We start from the raw sequence: 17,413 nt of genomic DNA on the forward strand, positions 1-17,413 counted from the left end.
GCTGGCCTTCGTGTACGCCGCTGCGCACGGATAAGGGACCGTTGGCCGCCCTGGCCGTGTGCCGCGACCGCGCGTCGCAGGTGACCACGTGCGCGCGGCCCATGGGCGGCGCTAGGTGCAACGGGGCTTGGGAGTCGCGGCGGCGCCCCGTTGGGCACAGGCAGCGGGTAGCGCAGCGCCGGGCGCGCTACTGGCTGAGGATGCGGTTGTCGCGGCCGCCGTCGTCGACCTGAGCAGTGCCGCTGCGCTGGACGATGGCGTTGTCGTTGCCCTGCAGGGCGATGGTGTCGATCTCGCTGGCCTGCAGCTGGTTCTGGTCGCCGGACACTTCGAGGGTGGCGATGCGCGCCATCTGCAGCCGGCCATGGCGGCCGAACAGCGCGACCTGCCCGGCGTCGCCGCGCATCGCCACCTGGGCGTTGTCGCCGAGGACGCGCAGGGTGTCGGCCCGCTCGATCTGCAGATTGCCGTTACGGCCGAACAGGCTGACCGTGGCGCAGTGGCCGTGCAGCACCAGGGTGGCGTCGCGGCCGACGATGTTCAGGTCGCGTCCGTCGCAATCGATTTCGCCGCTGGCCGAGGCGGCCATGCGGATCGGCGCCTCGGCGTCGCGCTCGTCGCCGTCGGCGATGTCGCCGGCCGACGGTGCCGCCGCGATCGGCGGCGGCGCGGCCTGCATGACCACGGTGCGCGTGGCGGCGGTGTGCGCGCCATCTCCGGCCGGCGGGCGCGGCGCCTGGGCGCAGCCGACCAGGGCCAGCAGCGGCAGCACAAACAACGGGTTGCGTTTCATCGTGGGGCTCTGCTGTGAGCCACCAGCATGCCGCTGGCCGATTAACCCAGGATGGACGGGCCGCGGCTAGGGCGTGTCACCAACCCGAAGGGGCGCGATTGCGCGGGGATTGGTGACACGCCCTAGATGCCGCGCGCCAGCCGCTCGGCCAGGCCGACGTAGCCGCCCGGGGTCAGGTCGCGCAGGCGCTGCTTGGCGTCCTCGGGCAGCTCCAGGGTCTCGACGAAGGCGCGCATCGAGGCGGCGGTGATGCCCTGGCCGCGGGTCAGCGCCTTGAGCTGCTCGTAGGGGTTGGGCAGGCCGTGGCGGCGCATCACCGTCTGCACGGCTTCGGCCAGCACTTCCCAGGCGGCATCCAGGTCGGCATCCAGGCGCTCCGGGTTCACGGTCAGCTTGCCCAGGCCCTTGGCCAGCGAGTCCAGTGCCACCTGGGTGTGGCCGAAGGCGGTGCCGAGCGCGCGCAGCACGGTGGAGTCGGTGAGGTCGCGCTGCCAGCGGCTGATCGGCAGCTTGGCCGAGAAGTGCTCGAACAGGGCGTTGGCGATGCCGAAGTTGCCTTCGGCGTTCTCGAAGTCGATCGGGTTGACCTTGTGCGGCATGGTCGAGGAGCCGACTTCGCCTTCCTTGAGCTTCTGCTTGAAGTAGCCCAGCGAGATGTAGCCCCAGATGTCGCGCGCCAGGTCGATCAGCACGGTGTTGGCGCGGCGGGCGGCGTCGCCCAGTTCGGCGACGTTGTCGTGCGGCTCGATCTGGGTGGTGTAGGGGTTGAACACCAGGCCCAGGCTTTCCACGAAGCGCTGGGCGAAGCCCGGCCAGTCGACGTCGGGGTAACTGGCGACGTGGGCGTTGTAGTTGCCCACTGCGCCGTTGATCTTGCCGGTGAGTTCGACTGCGGCGATCTGCCGACGTTGGCGCTCGAGGCGCGCGACGACGTTGGCGATCTCCTTGCCCAGGGTGGTGGGCGAGGCGGTCTGGCCGTGGGTGCGCGACAGCATCGGCTGCGCGGCCTGCGCATGCGCGAGCGCGCGGAGCGTGGCGATCACTGCGTCCAGGGTCGGCAGCAGCACCTCGCGCCGGGCCTGCTCCAGCATCAGTCCGTAGCTGAGGTTGTTGATGTCCTCGCTGGTGCAGGCGAAATGCACGAACTCCAGGGCCGGGCCGAGTTCGGCGTCGTCCTTGAGCTGCTCCTTGATGAAGTACTCCACCGCCTTGACGTCGTGGTTGGTGGTGCGCTCGATCTGCTTGACCCGCGCCGCGTGTTCCACGCCGAAGCCGTCGGCCAGCGCGCGCAGGCGCTGCGCCGCCGCCGGCGAGAACGCGGCCAGCTCGCCGATGCCCGACTCGGCACCCAGCGCCAGCAGCCATTCGATCTCCACCTTCACCCGCGCCTTGATCAGGCCGTATTCGGAGAAGATCGGCCGCAGGGCGTCGACCTTGCCGGCATAGCGGCCATCGAGCGGGGACAGGGCGAGCAGGGCGGAATCGGACATGGCGAGGGCGTGGGGTGGTGTCGGCGGGGGCGCCATTCTACGTCGGCGCGGCCTCGGCCGGCGCCAGGCGCACGGTCACTGCCTGGATGCGATGCCCGGCCATGCGCTTGACCGTGAACAGGTGCCCGTCGATCTGCAGTTGCTCGCCTTCCTCGGGCAGGCGCTGCAACTGGTGCACGATCAGTCCGCCCACCGAGTTGAGGTGCTCCGGCGCGCGCAGGTCGCGGCCGAGCAGGCGCTCGAGGCGGAAGATCGAGGTCGAGCCGGCGACCAGCACGCTGCCGTCGGCGCCGCGGGTCGGTGCGTCCTTGACCACGTGCGGGTGTTCGTCCTCGATGTCGCCGACCACCACTTCCAGCAGGTCTTCCAGGGTGAAGTAGCCGAGGATGCGGCCGTGCTCGTCCACGCACAGCGCCATGTGCGTGGCGCCGGTACGGAAGCGCTCCAGTACCAGCGGCACCGGCGTCTCCAGCGCGATCAGGTTGGCCGGGCGCAGCAGCGGGCGCAGGTCGTCGCTGCGGCGGCCGCCGGCGATCTCCACCAGCAGGTCCTTCATGTGCAGGATGCCGAGCACCTGCTCGCCGTCGCGGTCGAACCACGGGTAGCGGCTGTAGCGGCTCTCGGCGAACTCGGCCATCACCGCGTCCAGCGCCATGCCCTCGCGGAACCCGCGCAGATGGTCGCGCGCGCGCATCAGATCGCCGGCCACCAGTTCCGGCAGTTCCAGCGCGTGGCTCATCAGGGTCAGTTCGTGATCGGGCGCGCCGCCGGCGGGTTGCTGGCGGCCGACGATCAGCTTCAGTTCCTCGCGCGAGTAGCGGTGCGAGGCATGCTCGACCTCGCCCCAGCCCATCGCCTTCAACAGCGTGTTGGCACTGGTGTTGAGCAGCCAGATCGCCGGATACATCGCCCAGTAGAACAGGTACAGCGGCGCGGCGGTCCACAGCGACATGCGCTCCGGGCGGCGGATCGCCATCGACTTGGGGGCCAGTTCGCCGAGCACGATGTGCAGGAACGAGATGACGCTGAAGGCGATGATGAAGGCGCTCAGGCGTGCCGCCTCCTCGCTGAGCCCCAGCAGGTCGAACAGCGGCTGCAGCAGGTGCGCGAAGGCCGGTTCGCCGACCCAGCCCAGGCCCAGCGAGGACAGGGTGATGCCGAGCTGGCAGGCCGACAGGTAGGCGTCGAGGTGGCCGTGCACATTGAGCAGCAGGCGGCCGCGCCAGCCGTGGTGCTCGGCCAGCCCCACGGCCTGGGTGTGGCGCAGCTTGACCAGGGCGAACTCGGCGGCGACAAAGAAACCGTTGAGCAGCACCAGCAGCATCGCCAGCGCCAGCAGCAGGAGATTGCCGATCATGTGCGTTCCCCGGCGCGCGCCGCTGGCGCGTCATGGCGCCGGGCGGAAGGGGTGGAAACGGCGGGGTGCGTGGCCCGGCGCAGCGTGCGCCGGCATCTACAGTCTGAATCGTCGCCCATGGCGGCGTGCGCGTTCCATCGGTGATACGTCGCCGCAGTCTAGCCGATGCGTTGCGTCGTTGCCGCCGGCGCGCGCCGTCTCGCGTATTCCGTCACATGCCAGCGCTGCAACATGCGCCGTGGATCAGCGCGCGGAGTCGCTGTTGCGAATCCCCAATCCCGAATCGCCGGCCTTTCAGCAGCCGAATGGCTGATCATCCCGGCCTCCAACCATCACGCCACCACAATCTTTTCGTTTGCTAAACTTTCTGTAACCGTTTTCAACATCAACATTCCCCCATGAAATCTTCTTTGCGTCTGGCGGCGCTGGCCGCCGCTGTGTCCGTTTTCCTGACCGCCTGCGGCGGCAAGCCCTCGGCCACGCCGACTGCGTCCGATGCCGGTGCCGATGCCAGCCACGCATCCTCCGACGCTGGCGCCAGCGACGCGGACCAGGCGCTGACCAGCAAGCTCAACGCCTACATCGAATGCTTCAACAAGGTCGATGGCCGCATCCACGAAGGTGCGCAGCAGTACATACGCTGGATGGCCGACCCCAAGGTCGGCCCCACCGGCAAGGAAACCAGCGTGTACGGGCCCGCCCCGATCGACGAATACGCGATGAAGCTGTGCGATGCGCCGATGACCCAGGCGATCGCGGCCAAGCCGTCCTTGCCGGCCCTGGATGCGGCGGCGAAGCGCTATCTGGCCGCCTTGAAGACGTTGCAGCCGCTGGCCAACCAGGCCCGCGACTACTACGACCGCGAGGACTACCAGGACGACCAGTTCGCCAAGGGCAAGCAGATGCATGCGCCGCTGATGGCCGCGCTGTCCGAATTCCACGAGGCCAGCGAGGCCTTCAGCCACGAACTGGAGGCGCAGAACGACGCCGCCCAGCGCGAGCAGTTGAAGGCGATGGAAAAGGCCGAGGGCCGCACCCGCGACTTCTATCGGCTGTCGATGATGCTCGAGGCCAAGGACATCGTCAGCCTGATGCAGGACGACGATTTCGACACCGCCAAGGCCACGGCGTTGGTGGCGGGCTTCAACAGCCTGTCCGACGAGGCGCATGCCAAGGTCGCCAACCAGGAGCCGGGCAAGTCCGACTGGAGCGGTTTCGAGACCGCCGCGGAGAACTTCCGCAAGGAATCCAAGGCGCGCATCAAGCGGGTGGCGGAAAAGATCCCGTACAGCGCATTCGAGCAGCGCTCGCTGGACAACCCGATCGTCGCGCCGGAAGGCTCGCCGGCACGCTTGATGAAGAGCTACAACGACCTGGTGTTCCAGAGCAACCGCCAGCGCTGAGCGCGCGGGCCGGCGGCGCAAGGCCGCCGGTCCCGCCGGTGCCGTCGCCAGGGCGGCCCCGGCATGCCGGAGTCCCGTCCTTCGCCGACGGTGCGCACGGTTCGCGCCGTCCGCATCACGATAGCGCGCTCGCGGAATGTGCCATCATGCGTCGCGCCGTTGCCAGGCTTCGCAAAGTCGATCCTGGACCGCATACGCCTGCCGGTCATGGCGGGCTGCCGCGCTTCTCGCGCCTCCAGACATTCCTAACATCCGCCGGCGCACACTGGCTGACGCCGGGCGCTGCGCCACGGATAATGCGCGCGCCAGCCGCAATCCCGCCAGCCTGCCTCCCCGGACGTCCGATGACGGCGCCGATGGATTCCTTTTTGCAGATGCGGAGATTGCGCAATGAGTGACAAATTCAGGGTCGAACACGACAGCATGGGCGAACTGCAGGTGCCCGCCGATGCCTTGTGGGGGGCGCAGACCCAGCGTGCGGTACAGAACTTTCCGGTGTCCGGGCAGCCGATGCCGCGCGGCTTCATCCGCGCGCTGGGCCTGATCAAGGCCGCCGCGGCCGGCGTCAACGCCGACCTGGACTTGTTGCCAAAGGCCGTCGCCAAGGCGATCCAGGCCGCGGCGCTGGAGGTGGCCGACGGCCGCCACGACGCGCACTTCCCGATCGACATCTACCAGACCGGATCGGGCACTTCGTCGAACATGAACGCCAACGAGGTCATTGCCACGCTGGCCAACCGCGCCGCCAAGGGCGAGGGCAAGCACGGCAGCAAGGCACTGCCGACGGTGCATCCCAACGACCACGTCAACCTCGGCCAGAGTTCCAACGACGTGGTACCGACCGCGATCCGCGTCGCCGCGCTGCTGGCCGCGCGCGAGCACCTGCTGCCGTCGCTCAAGCACCTGCGCAAGACGATCGACAAGCGCGCCAAGCAGCTGCAGGGCGTGGTCAAGACCGGGCGCACCCACCTGATGGACGCGATGCCGCTGACCTTCGGCCAGGAGTTCGGCGCCTGGTCGGCGCAACTGGTGTCGGCGCAGGCGCGCATCGACGACAGCCTCAAGCGCCTGCGCCGGCTGCCGCTGGGCGGCACCGCGATCGGCACCGGCATCAACGCCGATCCGCGCTTCGGCGGCAAGGTCGCCAAGGCGTTGTCGGCGCTGACCGACTTCACCTTCGAGAGCGCCGAGAACAAATTCGAGGGCCTGGCCGCGCAGGACGACGCGGTGGAACTGTCCGGGCAACTCAATGCGCTGGCGGTGGCGCTGATCAAGATCGCCAACGACCTGCGCTGGATGAACGCCGGGCCGCTGGCCGGCCTCGGCGAGATCGAACTGCCGGCGTTGCAGCCGGGCAGTTCGATCATGCCGGGCAAGGTCAATCCGGTGATTCCCGAGGCCACGGTGATGGCCTGCGCGCAGGTCATCGGCCACCACACCGCGATCACCGTGGCCGGGCAGACCGGCAATTTCCAGTTGAACGTGACCCTGCCGCTGATCGCGGCCAACCTGCTGGAGTCGATCCAGTTGCTGGGCAACGTATCGGTGCTGCTGGCCGATTCGGCGATCGCCGGGCTCAAGGTGCGCGAAGAGCGCGTGCGCGAGGCGCTGGACCGCAACCCGATCCTGGTCACCGCGCTGAATCCGATCATCGGCTACGAGAAGGCCGCGGCGATCGCCAAGCGCGCCTACAAGGAGAACCGGCCGGTGTTGGAGGTGGCCAAGGAGGACAGCGGCCTCGGCGAGGACGAACTGCGCCGGCTGCTGGACCCCGCCGCATTGACCGAGGGCGGCATCCACGCCGGCGCGGGCGGCGGCGGCTGAGGCGCGCTGGCGCTGCAAGCAGCAAGGCCTGGCATGGCGTTATGGCGTGCCAGGCGCAGTGGACGCTCGCACGGTGAAAGCAGTCGGGACTGAAGTCCCTCCCACATCGCGCCCGGACACCGCTCCGCAAACCCTCGTAGGAGCGGCTTCAGCCGCGACGGGCTTTACCGAGAACGTCCATCGCGGCTAAAGCCGCTCCTACAGGGACGCCTCCAATTCTTCGAGGCTCCCTCGTGCCGGGATTGCCGGCGCCGGCAGCCCTCAGCGGCGCTCGGCCTGCAGGTTGCCGAAGCTGTCGCGGTACGGCTGCAGCGACGGAATGTCGCGCAGCACCGCCGCCTGCGCGGCGGTGATCTCCGGGGTCGGCGCGAAGCCGACCGAGCGCATGTTCGGATCCGGCGCCGCGGTCTCCAGGGTGCGCTGGCGCTGCATCTGCAGGTGCATGAACAACTGCTGCAGTTCGGTGCGCTGTGCGGGGGGCAGCGGCAGCTCGATGTCGTCGATGCGCAGGCTGCCGTCGGGCCCGATGGTGGCATTGGCGGCCGGGGCGCGGCGCAACATCACGTTCATGCTGTCCACCGCCACCCGCGGCTTGCTGCGCTCGGCGCGCGAGGAAGTGGTCTCGCCGCCGCGTCCGCCGCAGGCGGCGAGCAGCAGGCACAACGACAGCAGCGAGAACCAGGCGAACAGCGTCTTCTTCATGGAGGCGGTGCAGTGGGGGAGTGCGGGCATTCTAGAACGTGCGGCGGCTTCGGTCGTGGAGGCGTGCCGGACGCGCGCTAGCGGCTCGGGTTCGGAGCGGACTGCATGGCGCGCGCGAGCACGCCGAACATCCGTTCGTCGGTGGATTGCGCGACGTTGAAGCGGAGAAAATCGCCCGCGCTCAGCGACTGGCTGAAGGCATTGCCCGGCGCCAGTACCACGCCCTCCTGCAGGCAGGCGCGCGCGATCGCCGAGGCCTCCATGCCCGCGGGCAGCCTGCACCAAAGGAACAGGCCGGCCTGCGGGATCAGCCAGGGCCGGATGCCGAGGCCCTGCAGCCGCGCCACGGTCCTGGCCATCTGCTCCGCCAGGCGCCGCCGCAAGCTCTCCAGATGCCGGCGGTAGCCGCTGTCGGTCAGGGCGATCAGCACGGCGTCGGCCGCCAGCCGGCCGCCCCCGAAGCTCGTAGCGATCTTCAGGTCGGCGAGGCTTTCGATCCAGTCGCCACGCGCGGCGATGTAGCCGCAGCGCAGCGATGCCGAGACCGTCTTGGAAAAGCTGCCGACCTGGATCACCCGCGCCAGGCCGTCGAAGGCCGCCAGCCGTGGGGCTGGGCTGGTCTCGAAGTCGGCGAAGATGTCGTCCTCGACGATCACCAGGTCCGAGCCCTCGGCCAGCAGCAGCAGCCGGTGCGCCGTCGCCGCGGACAGGGTCGCGCCGGTGGGGTTGTGGATCCCCGAATTGGTGATGTACAGACGCGGTGCGTGCGCTTTCAGCGCCGCTTCGAAGTGCGCCACGTCCGGTCCGTGCGGCGTATAGGGCACGCCCACGACCTGCACGCGATGCGCCTTGAGCAAGGCATGGAAATTGAAGTAGCAGGGGTCGTCGACCAGCACCGTGTCGCCGGGCGAGAGCAGGAAGCGACCGATCAGGTCGATCGCATGCGTCCCCGATTCGGCGAGCAGGATCTGTTCGGGCGGCGCCTGCACGCCGTTGCCCGCCAACCGTCGCGACAGGAACTGGCGCAAGCCGGGGTGGCCCAGGGGCGTGGCGTACTCGGTCAGTTCCAGCGTGTCGGCGCGCGCCAGCGTGCGCAGCGCGCGGCGCATGCCCGCGCCGTACAGCCACGTCGGCGGCAGCCAGCCGCAGCCGGGCTTGAGCACGCGCGCATCCGCTTCCAGCGACTGCCGCGACACCCATAGCGGATCGATCTGCCGGTCGAGCTTCGGGCCGAGTTGCGCCAACGCCAGCGGGGCCGCCGGCCCGGCCACATAGAAGCCCGACCCCGGTCGCGCCACGATCGCGCCTTCGGCCGCCAGCCGCTCGTAGGCTTCCACCACCGTCGACACCGACACGCGCAGCGCGCGCGCCTGCGTGCGTACGGAGGGCAGGCGCGCTCCCGGCAGGCTGGTGCGGTTGGCGATGCGGGCGCGGATATCGGTCATCACCGCATCGATGCGCGTGCCGGGTGCTACGGGTCTGTCCACTGTCGTCGGCTGTACTGGGTCTTGAGGCATAACAGTACTGCGAAACCGTATTGGATCGTACCTGGCCGGATCGGTCCCGCGTGGCGTCTACTGCGCCGGCGATGCCGAAGGAGACGCGCATGGAAAAAACCACCGGTGGCTGGATCAATGGATGTATCGGCGTGATGATTTTTGCGGGGTCGTTGCCCGCGACCCGCGTCGCGGTCGCCGATTTCTCCCCCGTGTTCCTGACCTGCGCCCGCGCCAGCATTGCCGCCGCGCTCGGGCTGGCGCTCCTGCTCGGGTTTCGGCAACCGCGTCCGCGCCGCGCCGAGCTGCCCGCCTTGGCGATGACGGCGCTGGGGGTCGTGGTCGGGTTTCCGCTGCTGACCGCGCTGGCGCTGCAGCATGTCACTTCGGCGCATTCCATCGTGTTCGTGGGCCTGCTGCCGTTGTGCACGGCCGTCTTCGCCGTGTTGCGGGCCGGCGAACGCCCGCGTCCGCCGTTCTGGGTGTTCTCGCTGGCCGGTGCCTGCAGCGTCGTCGGCTATGCGGCGATCGGCGGGATCGACGCCTCGCTGCAGGGCGACCTGCTGATGCTGGCCGCGGTGGTGCTGTGTGGGCTGGGCTACGCGGAGGGCGCGCGCCTGTCGCGCACCCTGGGCGGATGGCAGGTCATCTGTTGGGCGCTGGTGCTGTCGCTGCCGCTGATGGTGTCCCTGGCCTTGCTGACGCAGCCCGCGTCGTTCGGCGCTGTGCACATGCCGGCATGGCTCGGCCTGGGCTATGTCTCGTTGTTCAGCATGTTGATCGGCTTCGTGTTCTGGTACCGCGGCCTGGCGCAAGGCGGCATCGCGGCGGTCGGGCAACTGCAGTTGTTCCAGCCCTTCATCGGCTTGGGCCTGGCCGCGCTGTTGCTCCACGAAACGGTGAGCTGGACGATGCTGGCGGTGACCCTGGTCGCCATGGTCTGCGTGGCGGGCGCGAAACGATACGCCCGCTGAGACCGCGACCCGCCCGGCAGGCGTGGGGCGACTGCCGGGCGGAGCGCGGACACAGCGGGCGGTCATGGACGATCGTCGCGGCAGCGTGGCTGCCGCCGGTTACGCGGCCGAGTGCCTGCAGTCGTTGACGTCGCTGTCGTCGAGGGTGGAGTAGGGACGGAACGCCGGCACCTTCTGCATCAGCGCATCCTGCGCGGCGCGCAGCGCGGCGACCTGATCGCAGATCTTCAGCGCCGCCTGCTTGATCTTGTCGGCCTGCGCTTCGACATGCTCGCCGATGTGCTCGGTGTTGCCGCTGAGCACGCCACTGATGGCATCGCCGGCCGCTTTCACGCCGAGCGCGGCGCCGGCCTTGCCGACTTCCACGCCCTGCTTGCCCACCGCTTCGATCTGGCCGCGGTAGGCCAGCAACAGGCGCTGCTGCTCGGCATCCAGGGCCACCGGCTTGCCGTCGATCAACAACTTGCCGTCGCGGGTGATGGTGGCCGGCGGCTGGCCATCGGCCTTCAGGGTGAGGTCGCCGTTGAGGAAGGTCAGGCTTTGCGCGCCGCCGTGATCGACCACGACGCGGTCGTTCGACGAGCGCTCGCAGGCGCTGAGCGAGAGCAGAACGGCCAGGGCGACGCCGGCCAGGGGCAGGGAACGGTACTGCATGGGCGTGTCCTCGTGCGGAAGAGAGAAAGCGGAGTGGAGGATCAGCGCGGCTTGGGCAGGTTGACACTGCCGCGCACGCCACGGTGGGTGACGTCGCCGCTGCCGACCTTCTGCACGCTCAGGTTGCCGCCGACGTTGCCCACGTCCAGGTCGCCGGAGCCCACGGTCTGCACCGCGACGCTGCCTCCGACATCGCGCAGTTGCACGTCGCCGGAACCGAGGCTGTCGACCTGCACGCTGCCGCGCACACCGTGCACGGTCAGGTCGCCGGAGCCGACCGTGCCGACCTTGACGTCGCCGCCGACCTGGTCGGCCTTGACGTCGCCCGAGCCCAGCGTCGGCAGCGCCACGCTGCCGACATTGCGCAGTTCGATGTCGCCGGAGCCGACCGTGGCGCTGACCGCGCCGCGGATGCCCTGCGCATGCAGGTCGCCGGACCCGATCTTGGCGTCGAGCGAGGCCACGCCGCTGATCTCGGCATCGCCCGAGCCCAGTTGCAGTTGCACCGGCAGGTTGGCCGGAATGCTGCCGGCCACGTTGAGGTAGGCGTAACGGTTGCCGACGCTGATGCCGTGGATCTTGCCCTCATGCTTCAGCGTCACCACCAGGGTGTCGCCGTCGTGGCGCTGGCGCAGGGTCAGCTCCTTGAGCATGTCCGCGTCGGAAGCGCAGGCGCGGCCGCGCAAGGTGGAGTCGCCGGCGCTGGCGCCGCTGAGCTTGAGGTCGTTCTGCTGCACGTCCAGCAGGACCGTCTTGACGCCGGCCAGGTCCAGCTTCAGTTCGCGCGGTTCGGAATACTTGCAGTCGTCGGCCATGGCGACGGCCGGCAGCGACAGCAGCGCACACAGGATGAGGGTCTTGCGCATCGGAACACTCCTTGCGGAAAAGGGTAGGGAGACGGCAGTGCGATCAGGCTTCGTCGCGCCAGCGGCGCACGTAGATCGCGGCGACGATGAAGGCCACGCCGACGGCGGCGCCGATCCACATGTCGGGGTCGCGGAACAGCACCCAGCTGTCGCCGAGATGGATCGCATTGACCAGATCCTGCGGACCGCTGATGTGGGTCTCGGCCACCTGCTCGTTCAGCACCGGACCCCAGCTGCCCGGCAGCACGCTGAGCAGGCCGCGGTAGACCACGGTGTACCAGATCAGGTTGTGGTTGACGTTCAGCATCGGCAGGATGCCCATCATGCTGGCGGTCACGCAGCCCAGGATCGGGATCAGCACTGCCCACAGGAACGGCTTGCTGCGCGCCCAGGCCGAGCACAGCATCAGCCAGCCGATCGCCGGCAGCGACCACATCACCTGCACCGGCAGTGCGGCCAGGACCATGCCGATGATGCGCAGCGGGTGCGATTCGGTGAAGACCGCGGTGCTCTGGGGAATGCCGTTGACCGACAGGGTCAGGGCGGAGACCACCCACAGCGCCAGGCCGATCAGCAGGCCAATGCCGATCGCCAGCAGCGGCGCCAGCAGCAGCGCCCAGGCGGCCTTGGACAGCACGGTGCCGGTATCCGACAGCGGCAGCGACTTCCAGAACAGCACGCTGCGGTCGCGGCGGTCGTCGTACAGCGCGCCCAGCGCGTAAAAGAACACCACGAAGCCGACCACGATGCAGGCCAGGATCACGCCGGCGAGCATGGTGCCGTCGCCGACCGCGCCGATGATCTGGTGCGCGTTCTGGGCCTGGCCGTCCCACTGCACGTCGTTCAGCCGCGAGCCGCCGCCGTGGTTGCGGCCGGCGATGCTGCCGATGATCGACAGCACCGTGTACAGCGCGGCGACGATGCCGCCGGTGATGACCGGGGCCCACAGGAAACCGCCGCGGTGTTCCCAGAACTCGCGCTTGAGCAGCCACGTGAAGGTGGATACGGGAGAGATCGATTTGGCGGGAGCGTTCATGCGTAGGTGCCCTTCATGATGGCGACGAACAGGTCGGCCAGGCCGGGGGTGCGGGTTTCGCCGAGCGCGGCCAGCTGCGCCTGCGGCACGCCGTCGTACAGGAACACCGACTTGCCGAACGGCAGGCCGCGTTCGTCGATCGGCTGCAGCGTGCGCGCCGCCTCGATGCGCTCGGCCGGCACCAGCAGTTCGGTGTAGCGGGTGGCCATGTGCTCCATGTCGGCGCTGAGCACGATGCGGCCGTCGCGGATGAACAGCACGTCGGTGAGGATGTGCTCGATCTCCTCCACCTGGTGGGTGGTGATGATGATGGTCTTCTGCTCGTCGAAGTAGTCTTCCAGCAAGCGCTGGTAGAACTCCTTGCGGTACAGGATGTCCAGGCCAAGGGTCGGCTCGTCCAGCACCAGCAGGCGCGCGTCGATCGCCATCACCAGGGCCAGGTGCAGCTGCACGATCATGCCCTTGGACATCTCGCGCACCCGCAGCTTGGGCGAGAGCTTGGTGTTGGCCAGGAAGCGCTCGCACTTGGCGCGGTCGAAGCGCGGATGCACGCCGGCGACGAAGTCGATCGCCTCGCTCACCCGCATCCAGCGCGGCAGCACCGCCACGTCGGCGATGAAGCACACCTCGTTCATCAGCGCATCGCGCTGCTTGCGCGGGTCCATGCCCAGCACGCGCAGTTCGCCGTCCACCGCGGTCAGGCCCAGCACCGCCTTCAGTGCGGTGGTCTTGCCGGCGCCGTTGGGGCCGATCAGGCCGACGATGCGGCCGGGCGCGATGGTGAAGGACGCGTCGGCCAGCGCCGGCTTGTGGTTGTAGGTCTTGCGCAACCCCTGCGCATAGACGACGGATTCGGATGCGGCGACAGCGGCAGTCATGGTGTTTTCCCCGGTGGCAACAAGTCTTGCAGTGTCAGGCCCAGGCGCTGGATGCGTTCCAGCACCAGAGGCCACTCTTCGTTGAGGAAGCGATCGCGCTCGCTGCCGCGCAGCTTCTGCGCTGCTTCCTCGGTCATGAACATGCCCAGCCCGCGACGCTTCTCGACCAGGGCCTCGTCGGCCAGTTCCTGGTAGGCGCGCGAGACGGTGATCGGGTTGAGCTGGTATTCGGCGGCCACCTGGCGCACCGAGGGCAGGGCGTCGCCGGGCTTGAGGATGCCGTCGAGCATCATCGCGATGACCCGCTCCTTCAGTTGACGATAGATCGGAGCGCCGTCGCTCCATTGGATGTCGCTCATGGTCAGCTCCGTGGGCGCAGGGTGCGCGCGAAGGAGAAATAAGGCACGGACAGCGAGGCCCGCAGTCGCCGCACCGCCGGGACGGTAGAGGGTGCGGCGCCGGCGGCGCTGTCGTCGTGCGGCGTGCTGGCGCCATAATCCAGCGGCCGTCCCTGGTGGCGTTGGGCGCCGATCCAGCTCGCGCAGAGCAGGGTGCCGACGATGACCAGGGCCGGGAGACTGCGCTGGAGGTGTTTGAGATTCATCGTGGGACCTGCTCTGGGTGAGTGGTGTTGTATTTAACTATAACACCGTTACACAGCATGTCAACACGCTGCAGACCCAACTTCCGACCTGGTCGTGCGCGACTTCTTTTTCTTCCCAACGGTGCCTCATGAAACTTTCCAAGCGTCTGTTTTTCCTTGCGATCCTGGCCGCTGCCGGCACCGTCGGCAGTGCCTGGGCGGGCTCGCTGCTGGACCGGGACTACCGTCCGCTGGCCGGCAAGGACAAGGTGAACCTGAACAAGACCTACGGCGGCAAGGTGCTGCTGGTGGTCAACACCGCCAGCAAGTGCGGCTATACCCCGCAGTACGACGGCCTGGAGAAGCTGCAGCAGCAGTACGCGGCGCAGGGCTTCAGCGTGCTCGGCTTCCCGTCCAACGACTTCAAGGGCCAGGAGCCCGGATCGGAGAAGCAGATCCAGGAATTCTGCACGCTCACCTACGGGGTCAAGTTCCCGATGTTCGAGAAGGTGCATGTGATCGGCGACGATGCGACGCCGCTGTACAAGCAATTGACCCAGGCCACCGGCGTGGCGCCGGGCTGGAATTTCCACAAGTATCTGATCGCGCGGGACGGGCGCGTGGTCGCGCAATTTCCGAGCAAGGTCACGCCGGACGATCCGGCCTTGCGCAGTGCCATCGAACGCGAACTGAAAGCGCAGCCGGCGTCGCACTGAAAGCGGGTCAACATCTCGGCCGCACATGCGACAATGCCGGCCTCTGTCTGCGCCATCGCGGCGCGTCCAGTTCACAGTTCACTTCCAGGGAAAGTAGCGAATGAAGATGGGAATGCGCGGCGCCGTGGCGTCGCTGGTGGTGGGGATGATGCTGGCCGCCGGCCAAGCGTCCGCGCAGGCGCCGGCTGCCGGCAACGCGGCGACGACGCTGGGCAGCGAGAAGCAGAAGGTCAGCTACGCGATCGGCATGGATGTGGCGCGTTCGTTCGAGCCCATCGCCCAGGACATCGACGTGAACGCACTGCAGCGCGCGATCGAGAACGCCTTCAAGGCTGGCAAGCCGCTGCTGTCCGACGAGCAGACCCAGGCCACCGATACCGCGCTGCGCACGCAGTTGGCCGCGCGTAACGGTCAGCCGGTGCCGGGCATGGCGCCGGGCGCGCAGCCGCCGCCGGTGTCCAAGGAAAACGTCGGCCTGATGCTGGGCGACCGTGCGGTCGGCCCGTCGCTGGCGCGGATCCAGAACGACATCGACCTGCCGACGCTGATGGGCGCGGTGCGCACCGTGTTCGCCAAGGGCCAGACCGCGATGACCCAGGAGCAGGCGATGGCCACGCTGCAGGCGTTCGGCGCGTCCAAGCAGGCCGCCGTGGCGACCAAGAACAAGCAGGAGGGCAACGCCTTCCTGGCGCAGAACAAGAATCAGAAGGGCGTGATCACCACGCCGTCTGGCCTGCAGTACATGGTGCTGCGCGAAGGCAGCGGCGCGCGGCCCACGCCCACCAGCAAGGTGCGGGTGAACTACGAAGGCAAGCTGCTCGACGGCACCGTCTTCGACAGCTCCTACAAGAACGGCCAACCGGCCGAGTTCGCGCTGAACCAGGTCGTGCCGGGCTGGAGCGAGGGCGTGGCGCTGATGCCGGTGGGCTCCAAGTACCGCTTCTGGATTCCGTCCAACCTGGGCTACGGCCCGCAGGGAACGCCGGGCGGCCCGATCGGCCCGGATGCGATGCTGACCTTCGACGTGGAACTTTTGAACATCCTTCAATAACCGAAAGGAGATTACATGCGCGTAGCGATATTCGGCACCGGCTATGTCGGGCTCGTCACCGGAACCTGTCTGGCCGAAGTCGGCCACCATGTGGTGTGCGTAGACATCGACCAGGCCAAGGTGGATGGGCTCAACAAGGGCGTGGTCCCGATTTACGAGCCTGGCCTCTCGCCGATGGTCAAGGCCAATCACGCCGCACGGAGGCTGTTCTTCACCACCGACGCGGCCAGCGCCATCGCGCATGGGGATATCGTGTTCATCGCCGTCGGCACGCCGCCGGACGAGGACGGTAGCGCAGATCTGCAGTACGTCCTGGCGGTGGCCCGCACCATCGGCCAGCACATCCAGGGGCCGACCACCGTGGTCAACAAGTCGACGGTGCCGGTCGGTACCGCCGACAAGGTGCGCGCGGCGATCGCCGCTGAGCTGGAAGCGCGCGGCGAGGCCATCGAGTTCGACGTGGTCTCCAACCCGGAGTTCCTGAAGGAAGGCGATGCGGTCGCCGACTGCATGCGGCCGGACCGCATCGTCATCGGCAGCAGCAAGCCCGGCTCGGCCGCGCGCCTGCGTCGCCTGTACGCGCCGTTCAACCGCAACCACGACCGCATCGTGGAAATGGACGTGCGTTCGGCCGAACTGACCAAGTACGCGGCCAACGCGATGCTGGCGACCAAGATCAGTTTCATGAACGAGATCGCCAACATCGCCGAGCGTGTCGGTGCCGACGTGGAGAAGGTGCGCCAGGGCATCGGCTCGGATCCGCGCATCGGCTGGCACTTCATCTACCCGGGTGCCGGCTACGGTGGCTCGTGCTTCCCCAAGGACGTGCAGGCGCTGGCGCGCACCGCGCAGCAGTACGGCCACGCGCCGAGGCTGCTGGATGCGGTGGAAGCGGTCAACGAGGCGCAGAAGGGCCACCTGTACGAACTGATCCAGCGCCACTACGGCGCGGCGCAGCCGCTCAAGGGCAAGACCTTCGCGGTGTGGGGCCTGGCGTTCAAGCCCAACACCGACGACATGCGTGCGGCCTCCAGCCGCCGCCTGCTGGCGCAACTGTGGGAAGCGGGCGCGACGGTCCGTGCCTACGATCCAGAGGCAACCGACGAAGCCAAGCGCATCTTCGGCGAGCGCGCCGACCTGCACTTCTGCAGCGATGCCTTCGAAGCGCTGGAAGGCGCCGATGCGCTGGCGGTGGTCACCGAGTGGAAGCAGTTCCGCAGCCCGGACTTCACCCGCATGAAGGAGCTGATCGGCGATGCGGTGGTGTTCGACGGCCGCAATCTCTACGATCCGCAGGAAATCGAGAGCTTCGGCCTGGCGTATTACGGCATCGGCCGGGGACGTTCGATCCATGCAGCATGATTTTTCCACCCAGGATCGGTTGCTGGAGAACCGCCTGATCGAGCTGGAAACGCGCCTCTCCTTCCAGGAGCAGGCGCTGTCGGAAATGAGCGATGCCCTGGCCGAAGCGCGTATCGAAAGCCAGCGCAACGCCGAGTTGCTGCGTCACCTGCTCGAAGATCTGGGCAAGGTGCGCAGCACGCTCTACGCCGATCCGGCCGACGAACCGCCGCCGCCGCATTACTGATC

18 protein-coding genes are annotated in these 17,413 nt (G+C 68.3%); 7 read left to right on the plus strand and 11 right to left on the minus strand.

The features are described from left to right. Positions 1-187: 187 nt before the first annotated feature. From GGR64_RS14465 to GGR64_RS14475, 3 genes are all read right to left on the minus strand, one after another. Complete coding sequence (locus tag GGR64_RS14465) at positions 188-793, minus strand: DUF3060 domain-containing protein (protein WP_184646682.1); 606 nt, start codon at positions 791-793, stop codon at positions 188-190. 122 nt (positions 794-915) lie between these two features. Continuing rightward, positions 916-2,283, minus strand: a complete 1,368-nt coding sequence (gene purB / locus GGR64_RS14470; RefSeq protein ID WP_184646684.1) for an adenylosuccinate lyase — start codon at positions 2,281-2,283, stop codon at positions 916-918. Between the two features lie 37 nt (positions 2,284-2,320). After that, complete coding sequence (locus GGR64_RS14475) at positions 2,321-3,640, minus strand: hemolysin family protein (protein WP_184447732.1); 1,320 nt, start codon at positions 3,638-3,640, stop codon at positions 2,321-2,323. A gap of 398 nt (positions 3,641-4,038) precedes the next feature. Between GGR64_RS14475 and GGR64_RS14480 the strand changes: the two genes are divergently transcribed. Continuing rightward, positions 4,039-5,043 (plus strand): YiiG family protein, encoded by a 1,005-nt coding sequence (locus GGR64_RS14480; RefSeq protein WP_184646686.1) that lies wholly within the window; start codon positions 4,039-4,041, stop codon positions 5,041-5,043. Between the two features lie 390 nt (positions 5,044-5,433). Further along, the gene (locus tag GGR64_RS14485) at positions 5,434-6,867 is read left to right on the plus strand and encodes a class II fumarate hydratase (RefSeq protein ID WP_184646688.1); all 1,434 of its coding nucleotides are present in this window, start codon (positions 5,434-5,436) and stop codon (positions 6,865-6,867) included. Between the two features lie 261 nt (positions 6,868-7,128). Here GGR64_RS14485 and GGR64_RS14490 read toward each other — a convergent pair whose 3' ends face one another. Together GGR64_RS14490 and GGR64_RS14495 are read right to left on the minus strand one after the other, a co-directional pair. Beyond that, complete coding sequence (locus GGR64_RS14490; RefSeq protein WP_160967945.1) at positions 7,129-7,569, minus strand: hypothetical protein; 441 nt, start codon at positions 7,567-7,569, stop codon at positions 7,129-7,131. Between the two features lie 77 nt (positions 7,570-7,646). After that, on the minus strand, positions 7,647-9,014 hold the full coding sequence (locus GGR64_RS14495) for a PLP-dependent aminotransferase family protein (protein ID WP_184646690.1): 1,368 nt from the start codon (positions 9,012-9,014) through the stop codon (positions 7,647-7,649). A 161-nt stretch (positions 9,015-9,175) separates the two neighbouring features. On the opposite strand from GGR64_RS14495, the gene GGR64_RS14500 reads away from it, so the two are divergent. Beyond that, entirely contained in the window at positions 9,176-10,039 is an 864-nt protein-coding gene (locus tag GGR64_RS14500; RefSeq protein ID WP_184646692.1) for a DMT family transporter, read from the plus strand. Positions 10,040-10,138: 99 nt separating this feature from the next. Here GGR64_RS14500 and GGR64_RS14505 read toward each other — a convergent pair whose 3' ends face one another. From GGR64_RS14505 to GGR64_RS14530, 6 genes are read right to left on the minus strand one after another with little or no spacing between them, the layout of a single operon-like run. Further along, complete coding sequence (locus tag GGR64_RS14505) at positions 10,139-10,693, minus strand: DUF2884 family protein (RefSeq protein ID WP_160967941.1); 555 nt, start codon at positions 10,691-10,693, stop codon at positions 10,139-10,141. 41 nt (positions 10,694-10,734) lie between these two features. Next, positions 10,735-11,559 (minus strand): DUF2807 domain-containing protein, encoded by an 825-nt coding sequence (locus GGR64_RS14510; protein ID WP_167087758.1) that lies wholly within the window; start codon positions 11,557-11,559, stop codon positions 10,735-10,737. Positions 11,560-11,602: 43 nt separating this feature from the next. Next, a complete protein-coding gene (locus tag GGR64_RS14515) occupies positions 11,603-12,595 on the minus strand; it encodes an ABC transporter permease (RefSeq protein WP_184646694.1) in 993 nt (330 codons plus the stop codon). Then, positions 12,592-13,473 (minus strand): ABC transporter ATP-binding protein, encoded by an 882-nt coding sequence (locus GGR64_RS14520; protein WP_184646696.1) that lies wholly within the window; start codon positions 13,471-13,473, stop codon positions 12,592-12,594. The genes GGR64_RS14515 and GGR64_RS14520 overlap by 4 nt, the downstream gene beginning before the upstream one ends. Continuing rightward, on the minus strand, positions 13,470-13,832 hold the full coding sequence (locus tag GGR64_RS14525; protein ID WP_160963726.1) for a GntR family transcriptional regulator: 363 nt from the start codon (positions 13,830-13,832) through the stop codon (positions 13,470-13,472). Before GGR64_RS14525 ends, GGR64_RS14520 begins: the two co-directional genes overlap by 4 nt. A 2-nt stretch (positions 13,833-13,834) precedes the next feature. Further along, positions 13,835-14,077 (minus strand): hypothetical protein, encoded by a 243-nt coding sequence (locus tag GGR64_RS14530; RefSeq protein WP_160967933.1) that lies wholly within the window; start codon positions 14,075-14,077, stop codon positions 13,835-13,837. A 128-nt stretch (positions 14,078-14,205) separates the two neighbouring features. Here GGR64_RS14530 and GGR64_RS14535 point away from each other — a divergent pair, with 128 nt between their 5' ends. From GGR64_RS14535 to GGR64_RS14550, 4 genes are all read left to right on the plus strand, one after another. Continuing rightward, positions 14,206-14,772 carry a glutathione peroxidase gene (locus GGR64_RS14535; RefSeq protein ID WP_048492503.1) on the plus strand — a complete coding sequence of 189 codons (567 nt, stop codon included), beginning with the start codon at positions 14,206-14,208 and terminating at the stop codon, positions 14,770-14,772. A 100-nt stretch (positions 14,773-14,872) separates the two neighbouring features. Then, positions 14,873-15,823, plus strand: a complete 951-nt coding sequence (locus tag GGR64_RS14540) for an FKBP-type peptidyl-prolyl cis-trans isomerase (protein ID WP_184646698.1) — start codon at positions 14,873-14,875, stop codon at positions 15,821-15,823. A 15-nt stretch (positions 15,824-15,838) separates the two neighbouring features. Continuing rightward, on the plus strand, positions 15,839-17,185 hold the full coding sequence (locus GGR64_RS14545; RefSeq protein ID WP_184646699.1) for a UDP-glucose/GDP-mannose dehydrogenase family protein: 1,347 nt from the start codon (positions 15,839-15,841) through the stop codon (positions 17,183-17,185). Then, positions 17,175-17,411, plus strand: a complete 237-nt coding sequence (locus tag GGR64_RS14550) for a SlyX family protein (RefSeq protein ID WP_017908102.1) — start codon at positions 17,175-17,177, stop codon at positions 17,409-17,411. The genes GGR64_RS14545 and GGR64_RS14550 overlap by 11 nt, the downstream gene beginning before the upstream one ends. Positions 17,412-17,413: the final 2 nt, after the last annotated feature.

The sequence above is a fragment of the Xanthomonas sp. 3307 genome (assembly GCF_014199735.1).
Classification (GTDB): Bacteria; Pseudomonadota; Gammaproteobacteria; order Xanthomonadales; family Xanthomonadaceae; genus Xanthomonas_A; species Xanthomonas_A rydalmerensis.

Coding starts and splice junctions, on each gene's coding strand:
- GGR64_RS14465 (WP_184646682.1), bottom strand. CDS start 793: ATGAAACGCAACCCGTTGTTTGTGCTGCCGCTGCTGGCCCTGGTCGGC.
- purB (WP_184646684.1), bottom strand. CDS start 2,283: ATGTCCGATTCCGCCCTGCTCGCCCTGTCCCCGCTCGATGGCCGCTAT.
- GGR64_RS14475 (WP_184447732.1), bottom strand. CDS start 3,640: ATGATCGGCAATCTCCTGCTGCTGGCGCTGGCGATGCTGCTGGTGCTG.
- GGR64_RS14480 (WP_184646686.1), top strand. CDS start 4,039: ATGAAATCTTCTTTGCGTCTGGCGGCGCTGGCCGCCGCTGTGTCCGTT.
- GGR64_RS14485 (WP_184646688.1), top strand. CDS start 5,434: ATGAGTGACAAATTCAGGGTCGAACACGACAGCATGGGCGAACTGCAG.
- GGR64_RS14490 (WP_160967945.1), bottom strand. CDS start 7,569: ATGAAGAAGACGCTGTTCGCCTGGTTCTCGCTGCTGTCGTTGTGCCTG.
- GGR64_RS14495 (WP_184646690.1), bottom strand. CDS start 9,014: ATGACCGATATCCGCGCCCGCATCGCCAACCGCACCAGCCTGCCGGGA.
- GGR64_RS14500 (WP_184646692.1), top strand. CDS start 9,176: ATGGAAAAAACCACCGGTGGCTGGATCAATGGATGTATCGGCGTGATG.
- GGR64_RS14505 (WP_160967941.1), bottom strand. CDS start 10,693: ATGCAGTACCGTTCCCTGCCCCTGGCCGGCGTCGCCCTGGCCGTTCTG.
- GGR64_RS14510 (WP_167087758.1), bottom strand. CDS start 11,559: ATGCGCAAGACCCTCATCCTGTGTGCGCTGCTGTCGCTGCCGGCCGTC.
- GGR64_RS14515 (WP_184646694.1), bottom strand. CDS start 12,595: ATGAACGCTCCCGCCAAATCGATCTCTCCCGTATCCACCTTCACGTGG.
- GGR64_RS14520 (WP_184646696.1), bottom strand. CDS start 13,473: ATGACTGCCGCTGTCGCCGCATCCGAATCCGTCGTCTATGCGCAGGGG.
- GGR64_RS14525 (WP_160963726.1), bottom strand. CDS start 13,832: ATGAGCGACATCCAATGGAGCGACGGCGCTCCGATCTATCGTCAACTG.
- GGR64_RS14530 (WP_160967933.1), bottom strand. CDS start 14,077: ATGAATCTCAAACACCTCCAGCGCAGTCTCCCGGCCCTGGTCATCGTC.
- GGR64_RS14535 (WP_048492503.1), top strand. CDS start 14,206: ATGAAACTTTCCAAGCGTCTGTTTTTCCTTGCGATCCTGGCCGCTGCC.
- GGR64_RS14540 (WP_184646698.1), top strand. CDS start 14,873: ATGAAGATGGGAATGCGCGGCGCCGTGGCGTCGCTGGTGGTGGGGATG.
- GGR64_RS14545 (WP_184646699.1), top strand. CDS start 15,839: ATGCGCGTAGCGATATTCGGCACCGGCTATGTCGGGCTCGTCACCGGA.
- GGR64_RS14550 (WP_017908102.1), top strand. CDS start 17,175: ATGCAGCATGATTTTTCCACCCAGGATCGGTTGCTGGAGAACCGCCTG.